Source organism: Kitasatospora sp. NPDC015120 (assembly GCF_043080305.1).
GTDB lineage: Bacteria > Actinomycetota > Actinomycetes > Streptomycetales > Streptomycetaceae > Kitasatospora.
Genome location: NZ_JBIBVJ010000007.1, coordinates 56292 through 76540 on the forward strand (window position 1 = coordinate 56292; position 20249 = coordinate 76540).

At 73.4% G+C, this 20249-nt stretch carries 22 protein-coding genes; 14 read left to right on the top strand and 8 right to left on the bottom strand.

Translation table 11 applies throughout. From position 1 onward, the window contains the following. Positions 1-90 precede the first annotated feature (90 nt). Positions 91-534, top strand: a complete 444-nt coding sequence (locus tag ACF1AK_RS18450) for a hypothetical protein (RefSeq protein ID WP_391499827.1) — start codon at positions 91-93, stop codon at positions 532-534. Next, positions 527-2152, top strand: a complete 1626-nt coding sequence (locus ACF1AK_RS18455) for a multicopper oxidase family protein (RefSeq protein WP_391499828.1) — start codon at positions 527-529, stop codon at positions 2150-2152. Before ACF1AK_RS18450 ends, ACF1AK_RS18455 begins: the two co-directional genes overlap by 8 nt. A gap of 57 nt (positions 2153-2209) precedes the next feature. On the opposite strand, the gene ACF1AK_RS18460 is transcribed toward ACF1AK_RS18455, so the two are convergent. The 4 genes from ACF1AK_RS18460 to ACF1AK_RS18475 form a co-directional block, all read right to left on the bottom strand. Then, positions 2210-2944, bottom strand: a complete 735-nt coding sequence (locus ACF1AK_RS18460) for a hypothetical protein (protein WP_391499829.1) — start codon at positions 2942-2944, stop codon at positions 2210-2212. A 565-nt stretch (positions 2945-3509) separates the two neighbouring features. Beyond that, positions 3510-4808: an NAD(P)/FAD-dependent oxidoreductase gene (locus tag ACF1AK_RS18465; RefSeq protein WP_391499830.1), complete on the bottom strand. Its 1299-nt coding sequence runs from the start codon at positions 4806-4808 to the stop codon at positions 3510-3512. Between the two features lie 11 nt (positions 4809-4819). Next, a complete protein-coding gene (locus tag ACF1AK_RS18470) occupies positions 4820-5143 on the bottom strand; it encodes a 2Fe-2S iron-sulfur cluster-binding protein (RefSeq protein ID WP_391499831.1) in 324 nt (107 codons plus the stop codon). Between the two features lie 1070 nt (positions 5144-6213). Further along, positions 6214-7167: an Lrp/AsnC family transcriptional regulator gene (locus ACF1AK_RS18475; protein WP_391499832.1), complete on the bottom strand. Its 954-nt coding sequence runs from the start codon at positions 7165-7167 to the stop codon at positions 6214-6216. Positions 7168-7373: 206 nt separating this feature from the next. Between ACF1AK_RS18475 and ACF1AK_RS18480 the strand changes: the two genes are divergently transcribed. The 4 genes from ACF1AK_RS18480 (at position 7374) to ACF1AK_RS18495 (ending at position 11856) form a co-directional block, all read left to right on the top strand. Further along, positions 7374-8822 carry an amidase gene (locus ACF1AK_RS18480; RefSeq protein ID WP_391499833.1) on the top strand — a complete coding sequence of 483 codons (1449 nt, stop codon included), beginning with the start codon at positions 7374-7376 and terminating at the stop codon, positions 8820-8822. A gap of 315 nt (positions 8823-9137) precedes the next feature. Continuing rightward, on the top strand, positions 9138-9788 hold the full coding sequence (locus ACF1AK_RS18485; RefSeq protein WP_391499834.1) for a transcriptional regulator: 651 nt from the start codon (positions 9138-9140) through the stop codon (positions 9786-9788). Next, positions 9785-10918 (top strand): aminotransferase class I/II-fold pyridoxal phosphate-dependent enzyme, encoded by a 1134-nt coding sequence (locus ACF1AK_RS18490; RefSeq protein WP_391499835.1) that lies wholly within the window; start codon positions 9785-9787, stop codon positions 10916-10918. Before ACF1AK_RS18485 ends, ACF1AK_RS18490 begins: the two co-directional genes overlap by 4 nt. Continuing rightward, on the top strand, positions 10915-11856 hold the full coding sequence (locus ACF1AK_RS18495; RefSeq protein WP_391499836.1) for an ornithine cyclodeaminase family protein: 942 nt from the start codon (positions 10915-10917) through the stop codon (positions 11854-11856). The genes ACF1AK_RS18490 and ACF1AK_RS18495 overlap by 4 nt, the downstream gene beginning before the upstream one ends. 372 nt (positions 11857-12228) lie before the next feature. Here the strand turns inward: ACF1AK_RS18495 and ACF1AK_RS18500 are convergent, their stop codons facing one another. After that, complete coding sequence (locus ACF1AK_RS18500; RefSeq protein WP_391499837.1) at positions 12229-12852, bottom strand: nuclear transport factor 2 family protein; 624 nt, start codon at positions 12850-12852, stop codon at positions 12229-12231. Positions 12853-13063: 211 nt separating this feature from the next. Here ACF1AK_RS18500 and ACF1AK_RS18505 point away from each other — a divergent pair, with 211 nt between their 5' ends. Next, a complete protein-coding gene (locus tag ACF1AK_RS18505; protein WP_391499838.1) occupies positions 13064-13936 on the top strand; it encodes a LysR family transcriptional regulator in 873 nt (290 codons plus the stop codon). A gap of 112 nt (positions 13937-14048) precedes the next feature. On the opposite strand, the gene ACF1AK_RS18510 is transcribed toward ACF1AK_RS18505, so the two are convergent. Both ACF1AK_RS18510 and ACF1AK_RS18515 read right to left on the bottom strand, forming a co-directional pair. Continuing rightward, positions 14049-14771: a GNAT family N-acetyltransferase gene (locus ACF1AK_RS18510; RefSeq protein WP_391499839.1), complete on the bottom strand. Its 723-nt coding sequence runs from the start codon at positions 14769-14771 to the stop codon at positions 14049-14051. Positions 14772-14812: 41 nt separating this feature from the next. Continuing rightward, the gene (locus ACF1AK_RS18515) at positions 14813-15883 is read right to left on the bottom strand and encodes an alpha/beta hydrolase (protein ID WP_391499840.1); all 1071 of its coding nucleotides are present in this window, start codon (positions 15881-15883) and stop codon (positions 14813-14815) included. Between the two features lie 111 nt (positions 15884-15994). Here ACF1AK_RS18515 and ACF1AK_RS18520 point away from each other — a divergent pair, with 111 nt between their 5' ends. Both ACF1AK_RS18520 and ACF1AK_RS18525 read left to right on the top strand, forming a co-directional pair. Next, entirely contained in the window at positions 15995-16618 is a 624-nt protein-coding gene (locus ACF1AK_RS18520; protein ID WP_391499841.1) for a TetR/AcrR family transcriptional regulator, read from the top strand. 227 nt (positions 16619-16845) lie between these two features. Further along, on the top strand, positions 16846-17427 hold the full coding sequence (locus ACF1AK_RS18525) for a YdeI family protein (protein ID WP_391499842.1): 582 nt from the start codon (positions 16846-16848) through the stop codon (positions 17425-17427). A 217-nt stretch (positions 17428-17644) separates the two neighbouring features. Here the strand turns inward: ACF1AK_RS18525 and rpmG are convergent, their stop codons facing one another. Further along, complete coding sequence (gene rpmG / locus ACF1AK_RS18530) at positions 17645-17809, bottom strand: 50S ribosomal protein L33 (protein WP_350741047.1); 165 nt, start codon at positions 17807-17809, stop codon at positions 17645-17647. 156 nt (positions 17810-17965) lie between these two features. Here rpmG and rpmB point away from each other — a divergent pair, with 156 nt between their 5' ends. The 5 genes from rpmB to rpmF are packed head-to-tail and all read left to right on the top strand — an operon-like array spanning position 17966 to position 20118. Beyond that, a complete protein-coding gene (gene rpmB / locus ACF1AK_RS18535; RefSeq protein ID WP_391499843.1) occupies positions 17966-18202 on the top strand; it encodes a 50S ribosomal protein L28 in 237 nt (78 codons plus the stop codon). Next, positions 18202-18507 carry a 30S ribosomal protein S14 gene (gene rpsN, locus ACF1AK_RS18540; RefSeq protein ID WP_391499844.1) on the top strand — a complete coding sequence of 102 codons (306 nt, stop codon included), beginning with the start codon at positions 18202-18204 and terminating at the stop codon, positions 18505-18507. The genes rpmB and rpsN overlap by 1 nt, the downstream gene beginning before the upstream one ends. 5 nt (positions 18508-18512) lie before the next feature. Next, positions 18513-19676, top strand: coding sequence for a CobW family GTP-binding protein (locus ACF1AK_RS18545; protein WP_391499845.1), 1164 nt, complete (start codon positions 18513-18515; stop codon positions 19674-19676). Positions 19677-19698: 22 nt separating this feature from the next. Then, positions 19699-19941 (top strand): 30S ribosomal protein S18, encoded by a 243-nt coding sequence (rpsR, locus tag ACF1AK_RS18550; RefSeq protein WP_391499846.1) that lies wholly within the window; start codon positions 19699-19701, stop codon positions 19939-19941. A gap of 12 nt (positions 19942-19953) precedes the next feature. Next, positions 19954-20118: a 50S ribosomal protein L32 gene (gene rpmF / locus ACF1AK_RS18555; RefSeq protein ID WP_391499847.1), complete on the top strand. Its 165-nt coding sequence runs from the start codon at positions 19954-19956 to the stop codon at positions 20116-20118. Positions 20119-20249 lie beyond the last annotated feature (131 nt).

Consider the following 20249-nt stretch of genomic DNA (forward strand, 5'->3'; position numbering starts at 1 on the left):
TTGATCTTAGACGGGATAACAGCCAGGTAATAACTTTCGGAGGAGGCCGAGCACCGAAGACCGGTGCGGCAGCGCACGAGAGGAACTCCCATGGCCATCCCAGCCGACACGGCCCAGCACGAGGAGGGAGGGCGGACCGAGCCCGCCGGACGGCTCCTGAGGGTCATCGCCTCCCTGCACACCGTCGTCGTCTTCGGTCAGCCCGTCTTCGCCGGGGTCTACCTCACCGGTGACTTCGACGGTCTGCGCTGGCACGGACAGGGTGCGAACGTCACCACCTACTTCAGCTACCTGCAGCTGGCCGTCGCCGCCGTCGTCTGGAACCGCTCGCGCCGCTCCTGGCCCTTCTTCTGCACGCTCGCCATCGTCCTGGCCGAGTTCGTGCAGTACTTCGCCGGACTGCAGGGCGCCCTGTGGCTGCACCTGCCGCTGGGCGTGATGACCATCGCGGGCATCGTCACCCTGACCATCGCCCTGTGGCGCACGTCGCTCCCCGCCCGCACCGCCCGGCCGAAGGGGGCCGGCGATGAGTGAGCGCCTCCAGGGCCCGCGGATGGACCGGCGCCGGCTGCTGGCCCTCGGCGGGGCGTTCGGCGCGCTGGCCGCCGGCGGCCTCATCACCTCCACCGTGCTCGGCCGCCGACCGGCCGCCACCGGCGGCGAACTGCGCAGCACCGCCCCGCTGCCGCCCGCGTACCAGGTGCCGCTGCCACTGCCCCGGGTCCTGGCCCCGGTGGCCGTCTCGGGCGGCGTCGACCGCTACGAGATCACCCAGCGCGAGACCGTCGCGGAGATCCTGCCCGGCCTGCGGACCCCGCTGTGGACGTACGGCGGCACCTTCCCCGGCCCGACCATCGAGGCCCGCCGCGGCCGCCCGGTGACCGTCACCCACCGCAACGAGCTCCCGGTGCCCACCGTCGTCCACCTGCACGGCGGACGCACCCCGGCCGAGTCCGACGGCTACCCCACCGACCTCGTCCTGCCCACCGACTGGTCCCCGGGCGCAGGCCACGGCTCGGGCGGGACGGAGAGCATGGAGGGCATGGGAGGGATGGCCGACCCCCGCGCCGTCACCACCACCCTCACCCGCGACTACACCTTCCCCAACGACCAGCGCCCCACCATGCTCTGGTACCACGACCACCGCATGGACTTCACCGCCCCCGCCATCTGGCGCGGCCTGGCCGGCCTCCACATCGTGCGCGACGACGCGGAAGAGGCCCTCGGACTGCCCTCCGGACCGCGCGAGCTGCCGCTGATGATCGCCGACCGCGCCTTCGCCGCCGACGGCTCCCTCCTCTACCCCTCCCTCGACCCGACCCTGCGCGAGCGCCCCGGCGTCACCGAGCCCTACACGGCCGGCGTCCTGGCCGACGTCATCCTGGTCAACGGCGCCCCCTGGCCCGTCCACGAGGTCGACACCGCCCGGCACCGGCTGCGTCTGCTCAACGGCTCCAACGCCCGCCACTACGAGCTCGAACTCGTCTGCGACGACGGCCGCCGGCTCGACCTCATCCAGATCGGCGCCGACCAGGGCCTCCTCACCACCGCCGTCACCCACCGCGCCCTGCCGATCGCCCCCGCCGAACGCTACGACGTCGTCGTCGACTTCACCGACGTCCCGGTCGGCACCCTGGTGCGCGTCCGCAACCGCCTGGGCAGCGGCCGGACCCGCGACGTCCTCGCCTTCCGCGTCGCCCGCCGGGCCACCTCCGACGACAGCCGCGTCCCGGCCATCCTCTCGACCGACCTGCCCGGCTGGAACCGCGAGGACGCCGTCCGGGTGCGGGACCTCGCCTTCCGCGCCGGCCAGATGAACGGCGGCCACGGCTGGCTCATCGGCGGCCGCGCCTTCAGCCCCTCCCGCACCGACGTCACCGTGAACCTGGACGACGTGGAGGTCTGGCGCTTCGTCGCCGACGTCCACCACCCCGTCCACCTCCACCTGGTCGGTTTCCGCGTCCTCTCCCGCGGAAGCGGCAAGCCCCCGCTGCCCCACGACGCGGGCCTCAAGGACACCGTCTCGCTGCGCCCGGGCGAGTCGGTGGAGATCATCACCCGCTTCGACGGCTACCGCGGGCGCTACCTCTTCCACTGCCACAACGCCGAACACGAGGACATGGGGATGATGGCCAACCTCGAAGTCGTGTGACACCCGGATCCGCCGCCCACCCGCCCCCGGACCGCCCCCGGTCCGGGGGCGGTGGCGTCACCGGGAAGGCCGGTCGTTCCGGACGACGGCCGTGGCGGCGGCGGTCACGATCAGCCAGAGGAGGACGGGAACGGGCAGGAGGACATCGGGCGACAGCGGGATCCACATGAGGGCCAGACCGCCGAAGAACGCGAGGACGGCGGCGACGGCACCGACGGCGGCGAAGCGGGCCGCGCTCGGGCCCAGCCGTGACCAGGACAGGCCGTGGGAGGCGAGTGTCACTCCCAGGCCGACGAGGGCCGTCACACCGAGGAGGACGGCGAGGGACGAGCGGCTCGGGGTGTCGGCGCGGTGCTCCCGGTAGGTGATCGCGGCCACGTGGCCGCGATAGACCGTCAGGTCCACGGTCGCGCCGGTCTCCACGTCCGCGTAGAAGGCTGCGCCGACGGAGAAGGTCCGTGGGGGAGCCGCCTCGCGCGCCACGGTCACCGTGTGCTCGGCCTCGGGGTCGCCGGCGGAAGGACCGGCGCCGGCGTGGGCGGCCTTGGCCGTCACCGTGCCCCGCTCGTGCCGCACGCAGTGCGCGCCGGATCCGTGTGCCGCCGCCGTGCCGCACACGGGGGCGGTGCGGTAGGCGTGCACCCGGACGTCCGCGCCGGCGAACCAGGCGAAGCCCAGTGTGGTGGTGACCAGTCCCGCCAGGAAGAGCAGGGCCGGTGTCAGCGAGCGGGCGACCGCGCCCGGGAGCCTGAGCCGGCCCGCGGGCTCCGGCTTCCCGGTTCGTGCGTTCATGGCAACCCCCCAGAGCCGACGTCCATCTGAGCACGGACGGGCCGGCTTTGGACAGACGCCCGCGCTCGACCCGTACCGAACCCCGTCGGAAGGGCCGCTCCTGAGCCGCTCCGTCCGCTCCAACGAGGACGTTCTCGCCCTGCTCGACGGGTTGTCCGCCCCCCGAGGCGGACCGCTGGGCCGGCCACGCCGCCGACTGGTGGGACGGCCTCTGCGCCACCGCCCCCGTCCGGGCCGGCGAGCGCATGCGGGAGGCCGAGGTCGCGCCACCGGTTGCACCAGGGCAGCATGTTCACCGTCGGCCCCCCTGCCCCGGTACGACGTGGTGGACGACTCCGGCTGCCCGCACCGCTCGCCATCGGACCACCGCTCGCCATCGGACCACCGCTCGCCGCCGGACCACCGCTCGCCGCCGGACCACCGCTCGCCACCGGACCACCGCGCCGCCGGGACGGCGCCGGGCGGGGTGCGGTGGGGGCGCCCCCCGGCGGGCGTGATCCAGGTCACCTTCCGCCAGGGGGGAGCCCGGTGACGGCCGCCGTCCGACGGCGAGCGGCCCGTTCGGTCAGCCCAGCGGCACCGCGGCCCCACCGCGCGGGGCCGCGAGGTGGCCGCGGAGCGTGAAGCCGGGCGCGGCGGCCTCGGCCGGATCCAGTGGCACGCCCTGGCCGAGCAGCCGCCGGGCCGCCAGGTGGTCGCCCGGCCGGTTGACCGACTCCACCGCCCGCAGTTCGCCGGCACGGAACAGCAGCACCGAGAACGCGTCCGGGTCCTCGCCGAGCACCACCTCGGTGTCGTGCCCCTCGTTCAGGCCGGCGATCTGGACGGTGGTCGCGAACTGGTCGCTCCAGAACCACGGCAGCTCGTCGTAGTCGCGCGCCGCGCCGGTCAGCCGGGCGGCCACCGCCTCGGCGTGGCCGACGGCGTTCTGCACCGACTCCAGCCGCAGCCGGTTGCCCGACCGCACCTGCGGGAACGCCGCGCAGTCGCCGATCGCCGAGATGTGCGGGTCGCTGGTCAGCAGGCGGGAGTCGACCACGATGCCGCCGCTCACCGCAAGCCCGGCCGCCGCCGCCAGACCGGTGCGCGGGATCGCCCCGATCCCGGCCAGGACCAGGTCGGCCGACAGCCAGGAGCCGTCGGTCAGTTCGACCGCCGAGACCCGGCCCTGCTCGTCGCCGTGCAGGGCGGCGACTCCCTGGCCGAACAGCAGCCTGGTGCCCTCCTGGCGGTGCAGCTGGGTGACGTGCTCGGCGGTGCGGGCGGAGACCGCCCGGGCGAGCGGGCGGTCGAGGGTCTCCACCACCGTCACCCCGCGGCCCGCCCGGCGGGCCGCGGCGGCGAACTCCAGACCGATGAACCCGGCGCCCACCACTACCGCGTGCCGGGCCGTGCCGAGCGAGGCGCGCAGGGCGGCGGCGTCCCGGGTGGTGCGCAGCGTGTGCACGCCGCGCAGCCCGGCCCCCGGCACGTCGAGCGTGCGCGCGCTGGCCCCGGTGGCCAGCACCAGGTGGTCGTAGCCGAACACCCGGCCGTCGGCCAGACGGACGGTGCGGGCGGCCGGGTCGAGCGCCGTCACCGAGCCCGCGACCAGTTCGACCGACTGACGCGCGTAGTAGGTCGCCGGCCGCAGCCGCAGCTGGTCCTCGTCGGCCTCCCCGAGGAGGTAGGCCTTCGACAGCGGAGGCCGCTCATAGGGCAGTTCGTCCTCGGCGTCGATGAGCACCAGCCGACCCCGGTAGCCCTGTTCGCGCAGCGAGGCGGCCGTCTGATAGCCCCCCTGCCCGGCTCCGACGATGACCACCGAGGCGGGGTGGCCGGGTGCGGGGCGGTCCGCCGAGGGTGCGACGGCGTGCGTCGTCACGTCGGCCGCCATCACTTCTGCCGCTCGGGCAGGTGCACGATCAGGCCGTCCAGGGCCTCGGTCACCGTGAGTTGGCAGCTGAGCCGGCTCTCGGGCCGGCGCCGGCAGGCGGTGAAGTCCAGCATCTCGTTCTCGTCCGGCCGGATCGGCTCCGGCTTGTCGAGCGTCGACTCGTCGACGTAGACGTGGCAGGTGGCGCACTGGAGGTTGCCGCCGCAGGCGGCGACGATGCCGTCGAGGTCGTTGATGACGGCACCGCGCATGACGCTGGTGCCGACCGGGACGTCGATGGTGCGCTCCGTGGCGTCGGTGGCGACATAGGTGATCTTGGGCATGCGGGAACTCCTCGATGGTGCCCGGGTGCGCGCGAGGGCGCGCCGGAGCACGGGCACCGGTGACTTGGTGAAGGGAAGGAAGGGTGCCGCCGACGGTCGGAGCGGGGGCCGATGCCTCCGCCGATCCACCGTCTCCTCTCGGCCGTCGGGGCACGCGACGCCCTCGGCCGGAACACAGCAGCTGATTGGAATGTAGCAAAGGGCCCCAGGGAGCGCCAGGATCGATCACCGGCCCGCTTGCCTGGCCGGACTCCCTCGCGCAGCGTCCGGAGATCCGGCCGGCGAAGCGTCACCGGCGGCTCATTCGGGAGTGAACTCCCGTAAGAGCCGGGCGACTTCAGAGTGGCGGGCGGACCGGTTCCGGGCCGGCTGTCCGGCGGTGGCGAGACTGCGGCGAATCCACGGTTCGGCCCTGTTGATGCCTGATGTGTTATCCCTGCATAGCAAAATCGGTCTTGGAAAGCGCGCGCGATCCTCGTCTAACGTCATCGGTGGGGTTCGTCGTACAGGTGGCGGGCAGCAATGCCCGCCACCTGCACACGCGAGACGAGGAACCCGACCACGTCCGCCCGTCCGCTTTCCCCTTCTGCTCACCCTCTTCCACCCGTCACTCTGCCCTTCCGCTTCCTTCCGCTTCCGTCCGTGGACGCGGTCCCGGGTCCCGACCGCCACCCCGGCACGGAACCACCGATTGGCCTCCTCCCACGGCGCTGGATCGTGCGGCGGGTGGGCGAGGTGCGCGCTTGGGGCAGGGCGGTCTTCGCGCGCGAGACGACTGACGTTGTCCAGGGCCGTGCGGCCTCTTGTGGGCAGGATGACCTCGATGGCGCCGGGAGCCTGGCGAAGACCGGTCCTCGGCATCAGCTCACCGGCGCCGCCGTCAACCTCGCCCGCATCGGCGCCCATCTCACCGAAGCCCCCGGGCCCGCACCCGCCACTTCGCAGCACTTCGTCCCGCCGACCAAGTCGACGGGACGAAGCGGCAGAGCCCGAACCACCCCACAGCATCCGTCTCGCACGGTCCGGGGCCCCGTCGTGCGGCCGGCCCGGGGGCCCGCGGTGAGGCGGCGTCAGGTCAGGGCGGCGGCGCGTTTGACGATGCGCAGGACGGGGGAGCTCTGGACGGTCTGGATGCCGGGCAGCGAGCCGACCCCGGTGGTGATGAACTCGTAGAGGGTGTCGGTGCCGACGCAGGTGACGCTGGCCATCAGATTGGTGGGCCCGGTGGTGGCGGCGGCGTAGGAGGTCTGCGGGTGCCGGGCGAGGGCGGTGCCGGCGGCGTCGAGGGCGGCCGGCTCGACCGAGATCCACAGCGCCGTGTGGCTGAAGTCGCCCACCAGGTGCTCGTCGAAGTCGACGCCGAAGTAGAGGGCGCCGCGGGCTCTCAGGTGGGCGATGCGGCGGCGGACGGTCGACTCGTGCCAGCCGGTGCTCGCGGCCAGCGCGGCGTGGTGCATGCGTCCGTCGCGGGCCAGTTCGCGCAGGAGCAGCCGGTCGCCGTCGTCGAGGTCGACGAGGGTCGGGTCCTGCGGTGCCGGCGGGGCCAGGTCGGCGACCTGCCCGGAGCTCAGTGAGGCGACCGGGGCGTGCCAGCCGGTCACGCCGCCGCGGAACAGCCGCAGGACCTGGTGCGCCTCGACCGAGGTGACCTCGCGGGTGGCGGGGAGCTTGTCGAGCAGGAGCGTGTCGCGGGCCCGCTGGTCGGAGGTCTGCACGTGGCAGACGATCTCGGTGCCTCCGGAGGCGAGCCGGATCCAGTAGGTGTCGGGCCGGCGGGCGAGGGCCTGGGCGACGGCGAGCGCCGCGCTCGGCGCGCAGCGCAGCCGGATCACCCACTCCTCGGCGTGGCCGAGGTAGCGGGGGTCGAGGCGGCCGACGACCCGGACCGCGCCGCTCTCGCGGAGCCTGCGGTAGCGGCGGGCGACCGTCTGTTCGGAGACGCCGAGGACGGCGGCGATCCGGCGGAAGGAGGCACGGCCGTCCACGTAGAGGGCGTGAACGAGCTGGAGGTCGAGGCTTTCCACGGTGGTCAGCGTATGCGGTGGCGGTATCCGGCACCGACGGGACAGTGGCTGGAGTGCGGCCGGGTCCGTTTCGCAGAGTGGGGGCGCCGCGTTCCGTGATCGTCGGCCGCGCCGGACCCGGACCGGCCTCCGGCGCCGACTCGTGATCCGTCCGGCGCTTGTTCTGTCCTGGTTCTGTTCTCTCCTGTCCGTCTTCGGAGGTTCGCATGACCGATCTGGCCTTCCGTTCCGCCCGCGAACTCGCGGCCGCCATCGTGGCGAAGGAGGTGTCGAGCGTCGAACTGCTCGACCACTACCTCGCGCGCGTGGACCGGCTCGATCCGCAGCTCAACGCCATCGTCGCCCAGGACCGGGAGGGGGCGAGGGCCGCGGCGCTGGCGGCCGACCGTGCGGTCTCCCGCGGCGAGCCGCTCGGCCCCCTGCACGGCGTCCCGGTGACGGTGAAGGACAGCGTGGAGGTGACAGGGATGAGGACCACCGGGGGCTCCACCCGGTGGGGACACCACGTCCCGGCCGAGGACGCCGAGACGGTCACGCGGCTCAAGAACGCCGGAGCCGTGGTGTTCGGCAAGTCCAACCTGCCGGCCGACTCCCAGGACTGGCAGACCTACAACGAGATCTACGGGACCACCAACAACCCGTGGGACCCGACCCGCGGCCCGGGCGGTTCGTCCGGCGGTGCCGCCGCGGCCCTCGCGGCCGGACTGACCGGCCTGGAGCTCGGCGCCGACACGGCGGGCTCGATCCGGATCCCGGCGCACTTCTGCGGCGTCTACGGGCTGCGCCCGTCCTACGGGATCGTGCCGACGTCCGGGCACGTCATGGGCCGGGCTCCCGGGACGCTGACGGAGTCGGACATGGGCGTCCTCGGCCCGCTCGGCCGGCACGCCGACGACCTCGGCCTGGGCCTGGACGTGCTCGCCGGGGCCGACCACCTCCAGGCCCCGGCCTGGCGCCTGGAGCTGCCCGCCGCCAGGGCGGACGTCCTGCGGGACTTCCGGGTCGCGGCCTGGCTCGACGACCCGTTCTGCCCCGTCGACAGCGAGCTGGTCGCGATCATGCAGGCCACGGTGGAGGCGGTGCGGGCCGAGGGCGCCGTCGTGGTCGAGGGCGAGGGGCCGGTCGGGCTCGCGGAGACGACGGCCCTCTACCGGCCGCTGCTGATGGCCCAGTCCGGGCTGATGCAGCCCGCCGAGTCGTACGCGGCGCTCGTGGACCTCGCCGCGGCACAAGGGGCCTCGGGCGGATTCGCGTCGGACGTCACGATCGGCTTCCGTGACTGGCACGCGCTCGACCAGCGGCGGCAGCTCTCCCGCCGCCGCTGGGCCGAGTTCTTCCGCGACGTCGACGTGCTCATCTGCCCGGTCGGCCCCACCGCCGCCTTCCCCCACGACCACCGGCCCGACCCCGACTGGTCCGTCCGGACCCTGCGGATCGACGGTGCCGACCGGCCCTACGACGCGATGCTCCCGTGGATCGCACCGTCGGCGCTCAACATGCTGCCCGCGGCGGTGGCACCCGTCGGGTCGACCCGGGACGGCCTCCCGGTCGGCATCCAGGTGATCGCGCCCTACCTGCACGACCGCACCGCCGTCCGCTTCGTGCAGCGCCTCGCCGAGGTGATCGGCGGCTTCCGCCGCCCGCCGGGCTACTGAAAGAGGCGTGCCGGAGAGCGGTCGCCGGGGCCGGCGGCTCCGGTGGCCTCGCCGATGGGCCGGGTCCCCGGACTCGGTGAGCCGCCGGCCGTCTCCGGCCACCGGCGCGGTGGGGCGCCGATCCTCCGGTCCGAACCCCGGGGTGCCCGGTCGCCGTGACCGGCCCGCTCAACCGCCCTCGAACAGGACGCCCGGCCGGGAAGCCCCGGCCGGGCGTCCTGCCGTGCCCGTCGCGACCCGGGCTCCGGCCACCGGCTGAGACGGCGACGGCCTCCTACTGGACTCTTCATCCAGCCTGGACATATAGTCCGACCCATGATGGAGACCGAGGAAGAGGGCACCGACCCCCGGGTCCGGCTGTGGGCGCCCGTGGGCCGGGCCGTCGCGCTGCTGCTCGGCCCCTACGCCGAGGTGGTGCTGCACGATCCGGACACCGACCGGATCCTGGCGATCTGGAACCCGACGGGCTCCCGCGCCCCGGGGGACCCCTCCCTGCTCGGCGAGCTGGACCAGCTCGATCCGTCGGCCCGGGACGTGTTCGGCCCGTACGAGAAGCTGCTCGCGGACGGCCGGCGCCTGTCGTCGGTCAGCGCCGTCCTGCGGGAGCCGGGCGGGAAGGCCGCCGCGGTGCTGTGCGTCAACCTCGACCGCACCCCGTTGGAGCAGGCAGCGGCCGTGCTGTCCGCGTTCGGCGCCCCGGCCGTCGCCCGGCCGGAGCCGCTGTTCGAGCAGGACTGGAACGAGAGCGTCCAGCACATCGTCGGTGCCTACGTGCGCGAGTGCGGCCGCCCCGTCGAGCGGCTGACCCGCGCCGACCGGCTGGCCGTCCTCGCCCGGCTGGACGAGGCCAAGGTCTTCTCCGTGCGCCGCGCGGCCCCCGTCGTCGCCGGCGCCCTGCGGGTCTCCCGCTCCACCCTCTACGGCCTGTTGGCCGAACTCCGAGCACCGAAGGACCGCACGTCATGACCCGTCTGCCCGACTTCCGGCTGGAAACCCACTTCTCCCGGTGGGAGTTCACCGCACGCCACCACCTGACCGCCTCCGACGCCCGGACCATGACGCTCGCCGAGCTGCTCGCCCTGGCCGACGACGGGGACCGGGCCGCGTTCGAGAACCTGTCGCTGGGCTACACCGAGACCTTCGGCGATCCGGCCCTGCGGGAGGCGATCGCCGGGATGTACGAGCGGGCCGACGCGGCCGACGTCATCTGCTTCGCGGGCGCCGAGGAGGCGCTCTACCTGGCGATGAACGTCCTGCTGGACGCGGGCGACCACGCGGTGGTGGTGACCCCGAACTACCAGGCCGCCGAGACGGTGCCGCTGGCGCTGTGCGAGGTGACCGGCGTCGCCCTCGACCCCGACCGGGACTGGGCCCTGGACCTCGACGCCGTGAAGGCGGCGATCCGCCCGAACACCCGGGTCGTCTCCGTGAACTTCCCCAACAACCCCACCGGCAAGATCATCGACGCCGCCGACTTCGCCGAGCTGGTGCGGTTGTGCGACGAGCGGGGCATCCGCCTGTTCAGTGACGAGGTCTACCGCGGGCTGGAGCGCGACCCGGCCCGCACTCTGCCGCAGGCCGCCGACCTCTCCGAGCGCGCCCTCTCGCTGAACGTGACCTCCAAGTCGCTGGGCCTGCCGGGCCTGCGGATCGGCTGGATCGCCTGCCGCGACCGGGAGTTGCTCTCCCGGCTGGAGCGGGCCAAGCACTACACCACCATCTGCAACTCCGCCCCCAGCGAGGTCCTGGCCCGCATCGCGCTCAAGGCCCGCGCCACGATCCTGGACCGCAACCGGGCACTCATCGCCCGCAACCTCCCGCGCTTCGACGCCTTCTTCGGCGAGTTCGCCGACCTGTTCGAGTGGCGGGCCCCGGACGGCGGCTGCGTCGCCTACCCCCGTTACCTCGGCCCCGAGGGGGTGGAGGAGTTCTGCACCCGCCTGGTGGAGGAGGCCGGCGTCCTGCTGCTGCCCGCCGGCATCTACCGCTCCGAGCTGACCCCCACGCCCGCCGACCGCTTCCGCATCGGCATCGGGCGGGCCGACCCCGAGGCGGGCCTGGCCGCCTTCGCCCAGTGGCTGCGAGCCGGGCGATGACCCCGCTCGTCCTCGGCCCCACCGCGATCGAGCGCGCCGCCGCCCCGGAGCTGGTCCTCGCCGCCGTCCGCGACGCGCTGATCGCCCACGCCCGCGGCCGCACCACCGTGCCGCCACCCCTGCACCTGCAGTTCCCCGAGGCCGGCGGCGACTGCCACGTCAAGGCCGGCTGGGTCACCGACGCATCCGACTTCACGGTCAAGATCGCCACCGGCTTCTACCGCAACCCCGCCGCCGGCCTGCCCACCAACCACGGCCTGGTCTGCGTCGTCAGCGCCCGCACCGGCGGGATCCGCGCGATCCTCGACGACGGCGGCCTGATCACCGCCCGGCGCACGGCGGCGGCGGGCGCGCTGGTCACCCACGCCATGGCCCGGCCCGACGCCGCCACCCTGGCCGTGTTCGGCACCGGGGAACAGGCCCGCCTCCAGGTGGAGTGGCTGGCCCGGCTCCGCCCGCTCGACACGGTGCTCGTCCACGGCCGCAGCCAGGAGAAGGCCAGGACGCTGTGCGGGCAGTTCGACGCCCTCGGCCTCCACGCCCGTCCCGCCCCGGCCGGCGAGGCGGCCGCGGCCGACATGGTCATCACCACCACGCCGGCCACCGCCCCGGTCCTGCGGGCCGGTGACATCCGCGCGGGCGCGCACGTCACCGGCGTCGGCACCGACATGCCCCACAAGAACGAACTGCCGCCCGCCCTCTTCGCCCGGGCGGCACTGATCGCCACCGACGACCACCAACAGTGCCTGGACCACGGGGACTTCGGCCGCGCCGTGCGCGCCGGAGCCACGGCCGACAGCAGCGACACGCCCGTCGGTCTCCTCCTCGAACGGCCCGTCGAGCGGCCGGACGGCGCGATCACGGTCGCGGACCTCACCGGCGTCGGCGCACTCGACGCGGCACTCGCCTCGGCCGTCCTGCGCGCGTTGGCCCCGTAGGCGTCCCTCGCCGTTCCTCGTCCGGTTCCGCCCGCCCGCGCTGCTGTCCACCGCCGCCCGCCCCGGGAGGGGAGGCCGCTCGCCCGCGGGCCCCCGGCCCGACCCCTGACCGCGGCCGGGCCGGGCCCGGCCGCAGGCCCGCCGACCGCCCTTCCTCGCTGTGGGAGGAGTGCGGGATACGGCTGCGGACCGCCCCGGGCGCGGTCCGCGGAGCACGGTGCCCGCACCCGGCTGGGCGGCATGCCGGTGACATGCTCCGTCCGCCGGGCCGGCCGCGACCGGCTGCTGACCGGCCGGCGCAGCGCTTGCGGCCTCGTTGCCGGTGCGAGGCCGTTCAGGACCCACCGGCAGGGTGAGGGCGCAGTCGAGTCGTCAGCGTTCTCCGAGTGCCGCCCAGGCCTCTGCCCGGCGGTAGATCTCGCGGACCTGCTCGGGGCGGTCGTCGGCGGGCAGGTCCTGGCTGACCGGGTAGCCGTTGCGGGCGGTGGTCCAGGCGAGCAGCCGGTACGGCGCGCGGAGTCCTTCGAGCTCGGCGGGATCGATGGTCAGCTGTTGGCCGGGGACGGCGGGGGCGATCTCGTCGCGTTCGTACACGCCGTCGAGCTGCGCGATCCTCCACTCCCCGTCGACGGAGCGGAGCCGGTACAGCAGGCGGCAGTGTGCGGTGAGGACCACGGGCACACCGTCGACGGTGGGGTAGGTCTCGACGGCCGCGGGCAGGGAGACGATCGCGCGGTCGCCGTGGATCCGGGTGGACGGCGGGCCGAGGCGGTGGCGCGACGGGATCGCCGATTCGCTCAGGATCCGTGACCGGGTGACGAAGTCGGGGCCGGTGCCCTGGAACCAGCTCAGGGTGACCACCGAGTCCGGCAGGTAGTGGGACCGCATCCGCTCCCACCACCACCGGTCACGGGCCTCCCGCTCCCGGACCACGAGCTGGCCGACCCGCAGGTCCTCCAGGGTGACCGGTGGTTCCGTGACCTGCGAATCCGTCATGGTTTCCGCCTTTCGTCATGAGCGAGAGGACCCGGCGGTTTCACCGGGGCCTGGATCGAGGAGGGCGAGGAGCCGAATTGCTTCGAAGTCTTTTTCCTCAAGCCCCGGAACGGTCCGTCGATCCGATCGGGGCTGTTCCTGGATCGATTGTCGAATCCCCGCCAGGTATCCGTCCAATATCTGGAGTGGATACGAGCTATCATTCGCGGTCATGGAGGTCCATCAGCTCCGCTACTTCGCCGCCGTCGCGGCCGAGGGCTCCTTCACGGCGGCCGCGGCCCGGCTCCACGTCAGCCAGTCCGGCGTGAGCACCCAGCTGGCGAAACTGGAGCGGGAGTTGGGGCAGCGCCTGTTCATCCGGGGCCGTACCCTCGGCCTCACACCGGCGGGGCGGGCGATCCTGCCACTGGCACGCGAGGCGTTGGCCGGCCTGGACGCGATCGCCCGCACCGCGGCGGCGTTCGCGGACACGGTCCGCGGGCCGGTGCGCGTGGGCATGGTGCCCGGATACACGCCCCCGGGATTCCTCGACGTCGTGGCGGGTCTGGGGAGAACGGATCCAGGAATCACTCTGCGCGTCAACGAGGGCGACGTCGCGGAACTCCAGCACGGAATTCTGGACCGCACCTTGGACATCGCGCTGATCGGCTACGCCGGCCCGCTCCGCGCGGACTTCGTGCACCACCTCGTCAGTGAGGAAGAACTCCACGCCTTCGCGGCGCCGGGCATCGCTCTCGGTCCCAGCCCCCGTCTCGCGGAGGTTCAGCGGCATCCCGTGCTGTGTCTGCCGCCGGGCAGCGGCATCCGGGCCGCCTACGAGCAGTCGTGCGCCCGGGCCGGGATCGAGGCGCGCATCGACATGGAGGCGAGTTCTCCCCTCACGCTCCTCGGTCTGGCCGGACGCGGGGGCGGCGTCGCCGTGCTCCCGTCCGCGATCGCGGCCCCCGAGGGCATCACCGCCGCGCCGATCGAGGACGCCCACGTCCACGCCCGTCTGGGCCTGATCAGCCACCACGAGCAACTCGCACCGGCCGTCCGCGTCGTTCTCGGCAAGCTCGTCGAGGCCTTGTCACCGGGCCGGTAGCCGCGGCTGCGTGACCTGCGCCGCGGCTGCGTGACCTGCGCCCCGGCCGGGGTCGACGGATGACTCCTGCGGAGTCACCTACCTGCGTCACCGGGCCTTGCGCCCTCCCCTCTCAGCCGTCCGAGTCCGGCGAGACGATGTCCCAGGTCCCGAAGCGGGTGAGGCCGGCGGATCCGGCCAGGGCCACCGAGGCGTGGTTGTCGAGCTGGCAGCGGTACTGGGGCTCGTACCCCCGGGTGAGGGCATGCCGGGAGATCGCGCGCACCAGGCGCCGGGCGTGGCCCCTGCCCCGGTGGGGCGGGAGGGTCAGCACGCCGAGGTCGGCCAACTGGGCGCCGCCCCACGGGTACGTGCTCGCCGCGCCGACCAGCCGGCCGTCCTCGAACGCGCCGTAGACCGCCCAGTGGTCCAGTTCGACGAAGGCGTCGTCGAGGTCCTGCTCCGTCGCCTCCGCCTCGAACCGGGCGAACGCTTCCGCGTCGGCCGCGGTGAGCGGCCGGACCGAGGGGTCGTCCGGCTCGCCGAGCAGTGCCTTCCGCGCCCCGTCGGTGAAGTAGAAGAGGTGGTCGGCCCCGTGCAGCGCGATGCCCGCCACCTCCAGGCGCCGGCCGAACCCCGTCTCGTCGACCGCCTGCCCGCCGTCCAGGTCCAGAGCCGCGGCGACCGCCGGGGTGAGCCGCACGCGCGTCCTGCCGTCGGTGGTGGTGAGGACGGTGAGCCGCTCGCCCTCGTCGAGGGCGGTGTCGGCGGTGATGCCGAAGGTGTCGTCGCCGCAGAGGAAGCGGCTCGTCGGGGAGGGCGTCAGCCAGAAGTCGGTGATGGCGGAGGGGAACATGTCGTCCGGTTTCCGTTCGTTGTGGCCGGTCGGTCCTGATGTCACCGGGTGGGACCCTCGGCGGGACCGTCGAGGGTGCGGCGGAGCCAGTCGAGGATGAGCGGGAACACCTCGTCCATCCGGGAGAGCGCGCAGTGGCCGCTGTCCGCGAGGAGGTGGACCTCGGTGTCGCGGCGGCCCCGGAACACGAGGGTGTCGTGCTGAGGGACGTGGATGTCGTCGGCGCCGTTCACCACCAGCATCGGGGCGTTGAGGTCCTGGTCGAGCAGGGGGCGCAGATCGAAGGCGGCGAACCGCTCGGCCACCTCGGCGGCGGCCGGCCGGCGGTCGAAGCCCATGGCGTTGCCGATGATGTCCGTCACGCCGAACCGGGACGGCGGCCGGGCAGCGGCCGCCTCGACGAGTCCGCCGAGGACGACGGCGGCGTCGACCTCACCGGCCAGACCGGAGCGGGCGGAGTAGTACCCGCCCATCGAGATCCCCAGGTGGGCCACGACGCCGTTGCCGAGGGCGCGGGCACGGGCGGTCAGCCCGCGGACGATCTCCGCACCGCCGTCCGGGGTCAGCGGTACCGAGGACTCGCCCGTGCCGGCGATGTCGAACGCGACGACGCGAACGCGCAGCCCGACGGCGAGCGCGACCAGGAGCGAGTGCAGGTCCGTCTTCCAGGTGTCCACCCCGCCGCCGACGATCACCACCGGCCGGTCCGCGGGCAGGCCGGACGGCGTGAACACGTGGACCGGTACCGCGGTGGTGGCGCCCTGGTGGGACAGGGCCAGGACCTCGCGTCGGAACCCCACGCCGAAGCCGGGCGCGGCGAGTTCGTACTGCTCGATCTGGTTGGCGAGCGCGGCGCACTTGGCAGTGTCGGCCAGAGTGGGGAACTTGGCCCAGCCGTAGGCCAGAGAGGCGAGCGGGTGCGCGCCCACCGCCGCGTAGCCGGCCGCCAGCCGCGACCACTCGTACACCCAGCCGCCCGGGGCGTCCGGCCACATGGCGGTGATCGCGGCACGCACCGCGTCCAGGTCCGCCGCCGGTAGTCCGGTGACGACCATCTGCGCGTAGCGCTCGCCGAACAGTTCCTGCGGATCCACGTCCCACTGGTACGGCATCGCGACTCCTTCGGCGCCCACGCTCATCCCTTTTAACGCAAGAGTTCTGCGTTAACCGACCGTATGAGGCACGCCTCGCTAACGCAAGTCAGCTGCGTTAGCCTGGTCGCGATGAACGAGAAGCCCGAGGCGAGCGAGAAGGGCGTGCGGCGCCGTACCGGTGGCAGGTCCGCCCGGGTACGCGCCGCCGTCCTGGAAGCGACCCTGCAAGTGATCTCCGAACGCAACTCGGGGGTGGTCGGCATCGGCGAGATCGCCCGACGCGCCGGAGTCCACGAGACCTCGCTCTACCGGCGCTGGGGCTCCGCCGGGCAACTGTTCCTCGACGCCCTGCTCAACCACGGGGAGCAGCAGCTGTCGACCCCCGACACCGGATCGCTGCGCGACGATCTCTGCGCCATCGCACGCTCGGCCGCCGCAGCCCTGGACACGCCGCTCGGCGCCGCGCTGACCCGCTCGATGGCCGCCTCCGACGACGATCCGGACCTGGCGGCCGGCCGGGCACGGTTCTGGAGCTCCCGGGTCGAGACCACCCGGGTCGTGATCGACCGCGCCGTGGCCCGCGGGGAACTGCCCCCCGGCACCGATGCGGCGCTGGCCCTCGAACTCCTCGTCGCACCGCTGTACTTCCGTGCGCTGCTCACGCGTTGGCCGGTCGACGACGACCTGGTCGAGCGGACGGTCGACGCTCTCCTGCACGGACTGGCGCGGGACCGGCCGGCAGGACGGCCCTGACGGCGGACGGTCACTTCCGCCGGGGCGTCGGGCACGGCGGTCGACCGGGCCGCCACGAACCGGCCCCCTCGGCGGCCGGGCGCAGACCGCCCGCCGCATCCGCAGAAAGCGCCGCCGATGGGCGCGGCCCCTGAGCCGCCCCCTCCCGCCACCCCTCGCCGACAGGTCGCCTGAGCGGGTCTTGAGTAGGTCATCATCTGTCCTGTACGGCCTCTAGCCTGCGGTCTGTGCAGAAACACGAGGACGGCGTCGAGATCCTTGTCCCCGCGAGCCCGGCCGAGCTGGAGGCGTGGCTCGAAGAGCATCACGGGGAGAAGGCCGCGCTCTGGGTGAAGATCGCCAAAAAGCATACCGGCATCCCGTCGCTCACCTGGGAAGAGATGGTCGACACGGTGCTCTGCTTCGGCTGGATCGACGGTCAGCGACGAGGCTTCGACGACTCGTACTTTCTGCAGCGCACGACACCCCGCCGCCCCCGCTCCGCCTGGTCGCAGGTGAACGTCGACAAGGCCGAGGCCCTGATCGCGGCAGGCCGGATGCGCCCCCGCGGGCTGGCCGAGGTCGAAGCGGCGCGGGCGGACGGCCGCTGGGAGACGGCATACGCCTCGCAGAAGAACGCCACCGCACCACCGGACCTCATCGAAGCCCTCGACGCGAACCCTGCGGCGCGGGTCTTCTACGACACGCTCGGCAAGTCCGACCGGTTCGCCCTGTACCTCGGCCTGGTCACCGCCCGTACCGAGAAGACGCGGCTGGCCCGCTTGGAGCGGATGGTGGCCTCGATGGCAAGGTCCGAGCGGCCATCATGATCGACCGCCGGGGCAACGCGCAGATCAAGGGCGGCAAGACCTGCGGAGGCTTGCGGGGAGCCCCAGGAAGGCGCTGTCCTCGTCGCGCTACTCGACCACTACGGATACGAGGACGCCGCCTTCGTCGGCCATGACCGGGGTGCGTTCGTCGTCCGGGGACCGTGGGGTGGATTCCGGGCTGCATGCGGTTGGTCCTCCAGGTGATCCGGGGTGGTGATCAGCGCTCTTCGCGGAAGTCGACGTGCCGCCTGGCGACAGGGTCGTACTTGCGCAGGACCAGTCGGTCGGGGTCGTTGCGGCGGTTCTTGCGGGTGACGTACGTGTAGCCGGTGCCGGCGGTGGAGCGGAGCTTGATGATCGGGCGCAGTTCGTTGCGGGCCATGGGTGTCCCCTCGGGTGGCGTTGATGACACCACTGTATAGCGAAATGAAATCCGTTTTCACCTAGGCTAGTGTGAGTTGCGCTTCCGGGGTCGTCGCGCCGGCCCCCGGAGCGTGACCGTCTGCCTGCCCGCACGATCCGCAAGGAGTCGTCACCCATGTCCGCTCACTGCCAACTGACCGGCCGCAAGCCGTCCTTCGGCAACGCCATCTCCCACTCGCACCGCCGCACCAGCCGCCGCTTCGACCCCAACATCCAACGCAAGCGCTACTGGCTGCCCAGCGAGGGCCGGTACGTCCGCCTCACGCTCAGCGCCAAGGGACTGAGGACCGTCGACGCGATCGGCATCGAAGCCGCCGTCGCCCGCATCCGCGCCCGAGGGGAGAAGGTCTGATGGCCAAGCAGAGCAAGATCGCCAAGAACGAGCAGCGCCGCCGGGTCGTCGCCCGGTACGCCGAGCGCCGGGCCGAGCTGAAGTGCGTCATTGCCCACCCGTCGAGCACGCCCGAGGAGCGGGTGGCGGCCCGGCGCGAGCTCGCCCGCCAGCCCCGCGACGCCAGCGCCACCCGCCTGCGCAACCGCGACAGCGTCGACGGCCGCCCCCGCGGCTACCAGCGCGCCTTCGGCCTCTCCCGCATCAACCTGCGCACCATGGCCCACGCCGGGCAGCTGCCCGGCGTGCGGAAGTCAAGCTGGTGAGCGCGATGCCCGAACACGCAAGGCTCCCGGTCGTTGTGGTGGCAGGGCTCCACCGTGCCGAACGCCGGCGCGCCGTCCAGGAGTTGCTGGACGGCAGCGTCAACGCCGTCGGCCTCCACCATGACCTGTGGGACGCCTCGCGCGGCACAGTCCACCGCGAACTGCGCGACAGCAACGGCGTGTACGACACCGCTGAGCTCCCGCTGGCCAACGACTGCGCCTGCTGCGCGCTTCGCGAGGACCTGCTCCCGGAATTGGTGGGGATGGCCGAGGCCGGGCAGCACGGCCTGGCCGTCGTCGAACTGTGGGGCGGCAGCGATCCGCACCCGGCGGTCGAGGTGATCGCCGGCGGCGAGGTGGGCGGCCGGCCGATGGAGGAGTTCATCGAACTGGCGGGTGTGGTGGTCGCGGTCGATCCCGATCGGCTGCTGGGCGAACTCTCCGTCCCGGACGACCTCAAGGAGCACGGGGAGCACACGTCCGCAGAGGACACCCGCACGCGCGCCGAGGCGCTCGCCCACCAGATCGAGTACGCCACCACCATCGCCGTCGCCCGCGGCGGCGAGACTGGGCTGGCGATGCTGCGTCAGCTGCACCCGACCGCCCGGCGGGTCCTGCTCGGGAGCGGTGGGCTGCTGCGGGCCGGGCTCGGCGGGTTCGACGTGGCCGCCGCCCGCGACCGGGTGAACCCGGCGCTCGCGCTGCTGCCGCAGCAGGCCGACGAGGCGGGGGTGGCCACGCTGGTGTGGGAGCGGCGGCGTCCGCTGCAGCCGGGCCGGCTGTACGAGGCGCTGGAGCTGCTGGTGCCGGCCGCGCAGCGCAGCCGGGGCCGGTTCTGGCTGGCCAACCGGCCCGAGCAGATGCTCGCCTGGGACGCCGCCGGGGCGAACCTCGCCGTCGAGGAGTGCGGCCCCTGGCTCGCCTCGTTGCCGGACGCCGCCTGGGAGCTGTACCCGCCCGCGCGGCGGGCCGCCGCGGCCCTCGACTGGCATGCCGAGCACGGAGATCGCATTCAACAACTCGTGTTCACCGCTGAGGGTTTGGACGTCGACGGGATCACCGGGCTGCTCGACTCCTGCCTGCTCACCGACACCGAACTGATGGCGGGGGAGACCGGCTGGAAGGCCCTGCCCGATGCCTTCGAGGACCTGCTCGAACCCGTCTCCTGAACGACCGTACGAAGGACCCGGCATGGCCAAGCGCCCCGGCGGCGGCAAGCCGCCCCGCCCGCGCCCGAACCCTCTCGTCGAGGCGGGCATCACCTACATCGACTACAAGGACACCACTCTGCTGCGGAAGTTCATCTCCGACCGCGGCAAGATCCGCAGCCGCCGGGTCACCCGGCTCACCGTCCAGCAGCAGCGAGCCGTGGCGCGGGCGATCAAGAACGCCCGCGAGACGGCACTGCTGCCCTACGCCTCCACCGCCCGATAGGAGAGACCTCCCATGGCCGTTCCCAAGCGAAAGACCTCCCGCAGTAACACGCGCCACCGCCGCTCGCAGTGGAAGGCCGCGGCCCCGCAGCTCGTCCCGATCACCGTCGACGGGCGCGAGCACCTCGTCCCGCGCAACCTGGTCCGCGCGTACGAGCGCGGGCTGATCGGTCCGTGAACGCGAGGGGCCGCAGCGCGCGTGCGCTGCGGCCCCGCACCCGTTCCAGCGCGCGGACTTCAGCACGCGGACCAGCGGAGAGCCGGAAGCCACGGCGGTAGCTCCCGGGTCGGTGGAGGGGGCCGGACCAA

Bases quoted from the DNA above. Each gene is read 5' to 3' on its own strand.
- ACF1AK_RS18490 (WP_391499835.1), top strand. From the start codon at position 9,785: ATGACCCGTCTGCCCGACTTCCGGCTGGAAACCCACTTCTCCCGGTGG.
- ACF1AK_RS18545 (WP_391499845.1), top strand. From the start codon at position 18,513: ATGCCCGAACACGCAAGGCTCCCGGTCGTTGTGGTGGCAGGGCTCCAC.
- ACF1AK_RS18500 (WP_391499837.1), bottom strand. From the start codon at position 12,852: ATGACGGATTCGCAGGTCACGGAACCACCGGTCACCCTGGAGGACCTG.
- ACF1AK_RS18505 (WP_391499838.1), top strand. From the start codon at position 13,064: ATGGAGGTCCATCAGCTCCGCTACTTCGCCGCCGTCGCGGCCGAGGGC.
- ACF1AK_RS18515 (WP_391499840.1), bottom strand. From the start codon at position 15,883: ATGCCGTACCAGTGGGACGTGGATCCGCAGGAACTGTTCGGCGAGCGC.
- ACF1AK_RS18470 (WP_391499831.1), bottom strand. From the start codon at position 5,143: ATGCCCAAGATCACCTATGTCGCCACCGACGCCACGGAGCGCACCATC.
- ACF1AK_RS18455 (WP_391499828.1), top strand. From the start codon at position 527: ATGAGTGAGCGCCTCCAGGGCCCGCGGATGGACCGGCGCCGGCTGCTG.
- ACF1AK_RS18450 (WP_391499827.1), top strand. From the start codon at position 91: ATGGCCATCCCAGCCGACACGGCCCAGCACGAGGAGGGAGGGCGGACC.
- ACF1AK_RS18495 (WP_391499836.1), top strand. From the start codon at position 10,915: ATGACCCCGCTCGTCCTCGGCCCCACCGCGATCGAGCGCGCCGCCGCC.
- ACF1AK_RS18485 (WP_391499834.1), top strand. From the start codon at position 9,138: ATGATGGAGACCGAGGAAGAGGGCACCGACCCCCGGGTCCGGCTGTGG.
- ACF1AK_RS18510 (WP_391499839.1), bottom strand. From the start codon at position 14,771: ATGTTCCCCTCCGCCATCACCGACTTCTGGCTGACGCCCTCCCCGACG.
- rpsN (WP_391499844.1), top strand. From the start codon at position 18,202: ATGGCCAAGCAGAGCAAGATCGCCAAGAACGAGCAGCGCCGCCGGGTC.
- ACF1AK_RS18480 (WP_391499833.1), top strand. From the start codon at position 7,374: ATGACCGATCTGGCCTTCCGTTCCGCCCGCGAACTCGCGGCCGCCATC.
- rpmF (WP_391499847.1), top strand. From the start codon at position 19,954: ATGGCCGTTCCCAAGCGAAAGACCTCCCGCAGTAACACGCGCCACCGC.
- rpmB (WP_391499843.1), top strand. From the start codon at position 17,966: ATGTCCGCTCACTGCCAACTGACCGGCCGCAAGCCGTCCTTCGGCAAC.
- rpmG (WP_350741047.1), bottom strand. From the start codon at position 17,809: ATGGCCCGCAACGAACTGCGCCCGATCATCAAGCTCCGCTCCACCGCC.
- rpsR (WP_391499846.1), top strand. From the start codon at position 19,699: ATGGCCAAGCGCCCCGGCGGCGGCAAGCCGCCCCGCCCGCGCCCGAAC.
- ACF1AK_RS18460 (WP_391499829.1), bottom strand. From the start codon at position 2,944: ATGAACGCACGAACCGGGAAGCCGGAGCCCGCGGGCCGGCTCAGGCTC.
- ACF1AK_RS18520 (WP_391499841.1), top strand. From the start codon at position 15,995: ATGAACGAGAAGCCCGAGGCGAGCGAGAAGGGCGTGCGGCGCCGTACC.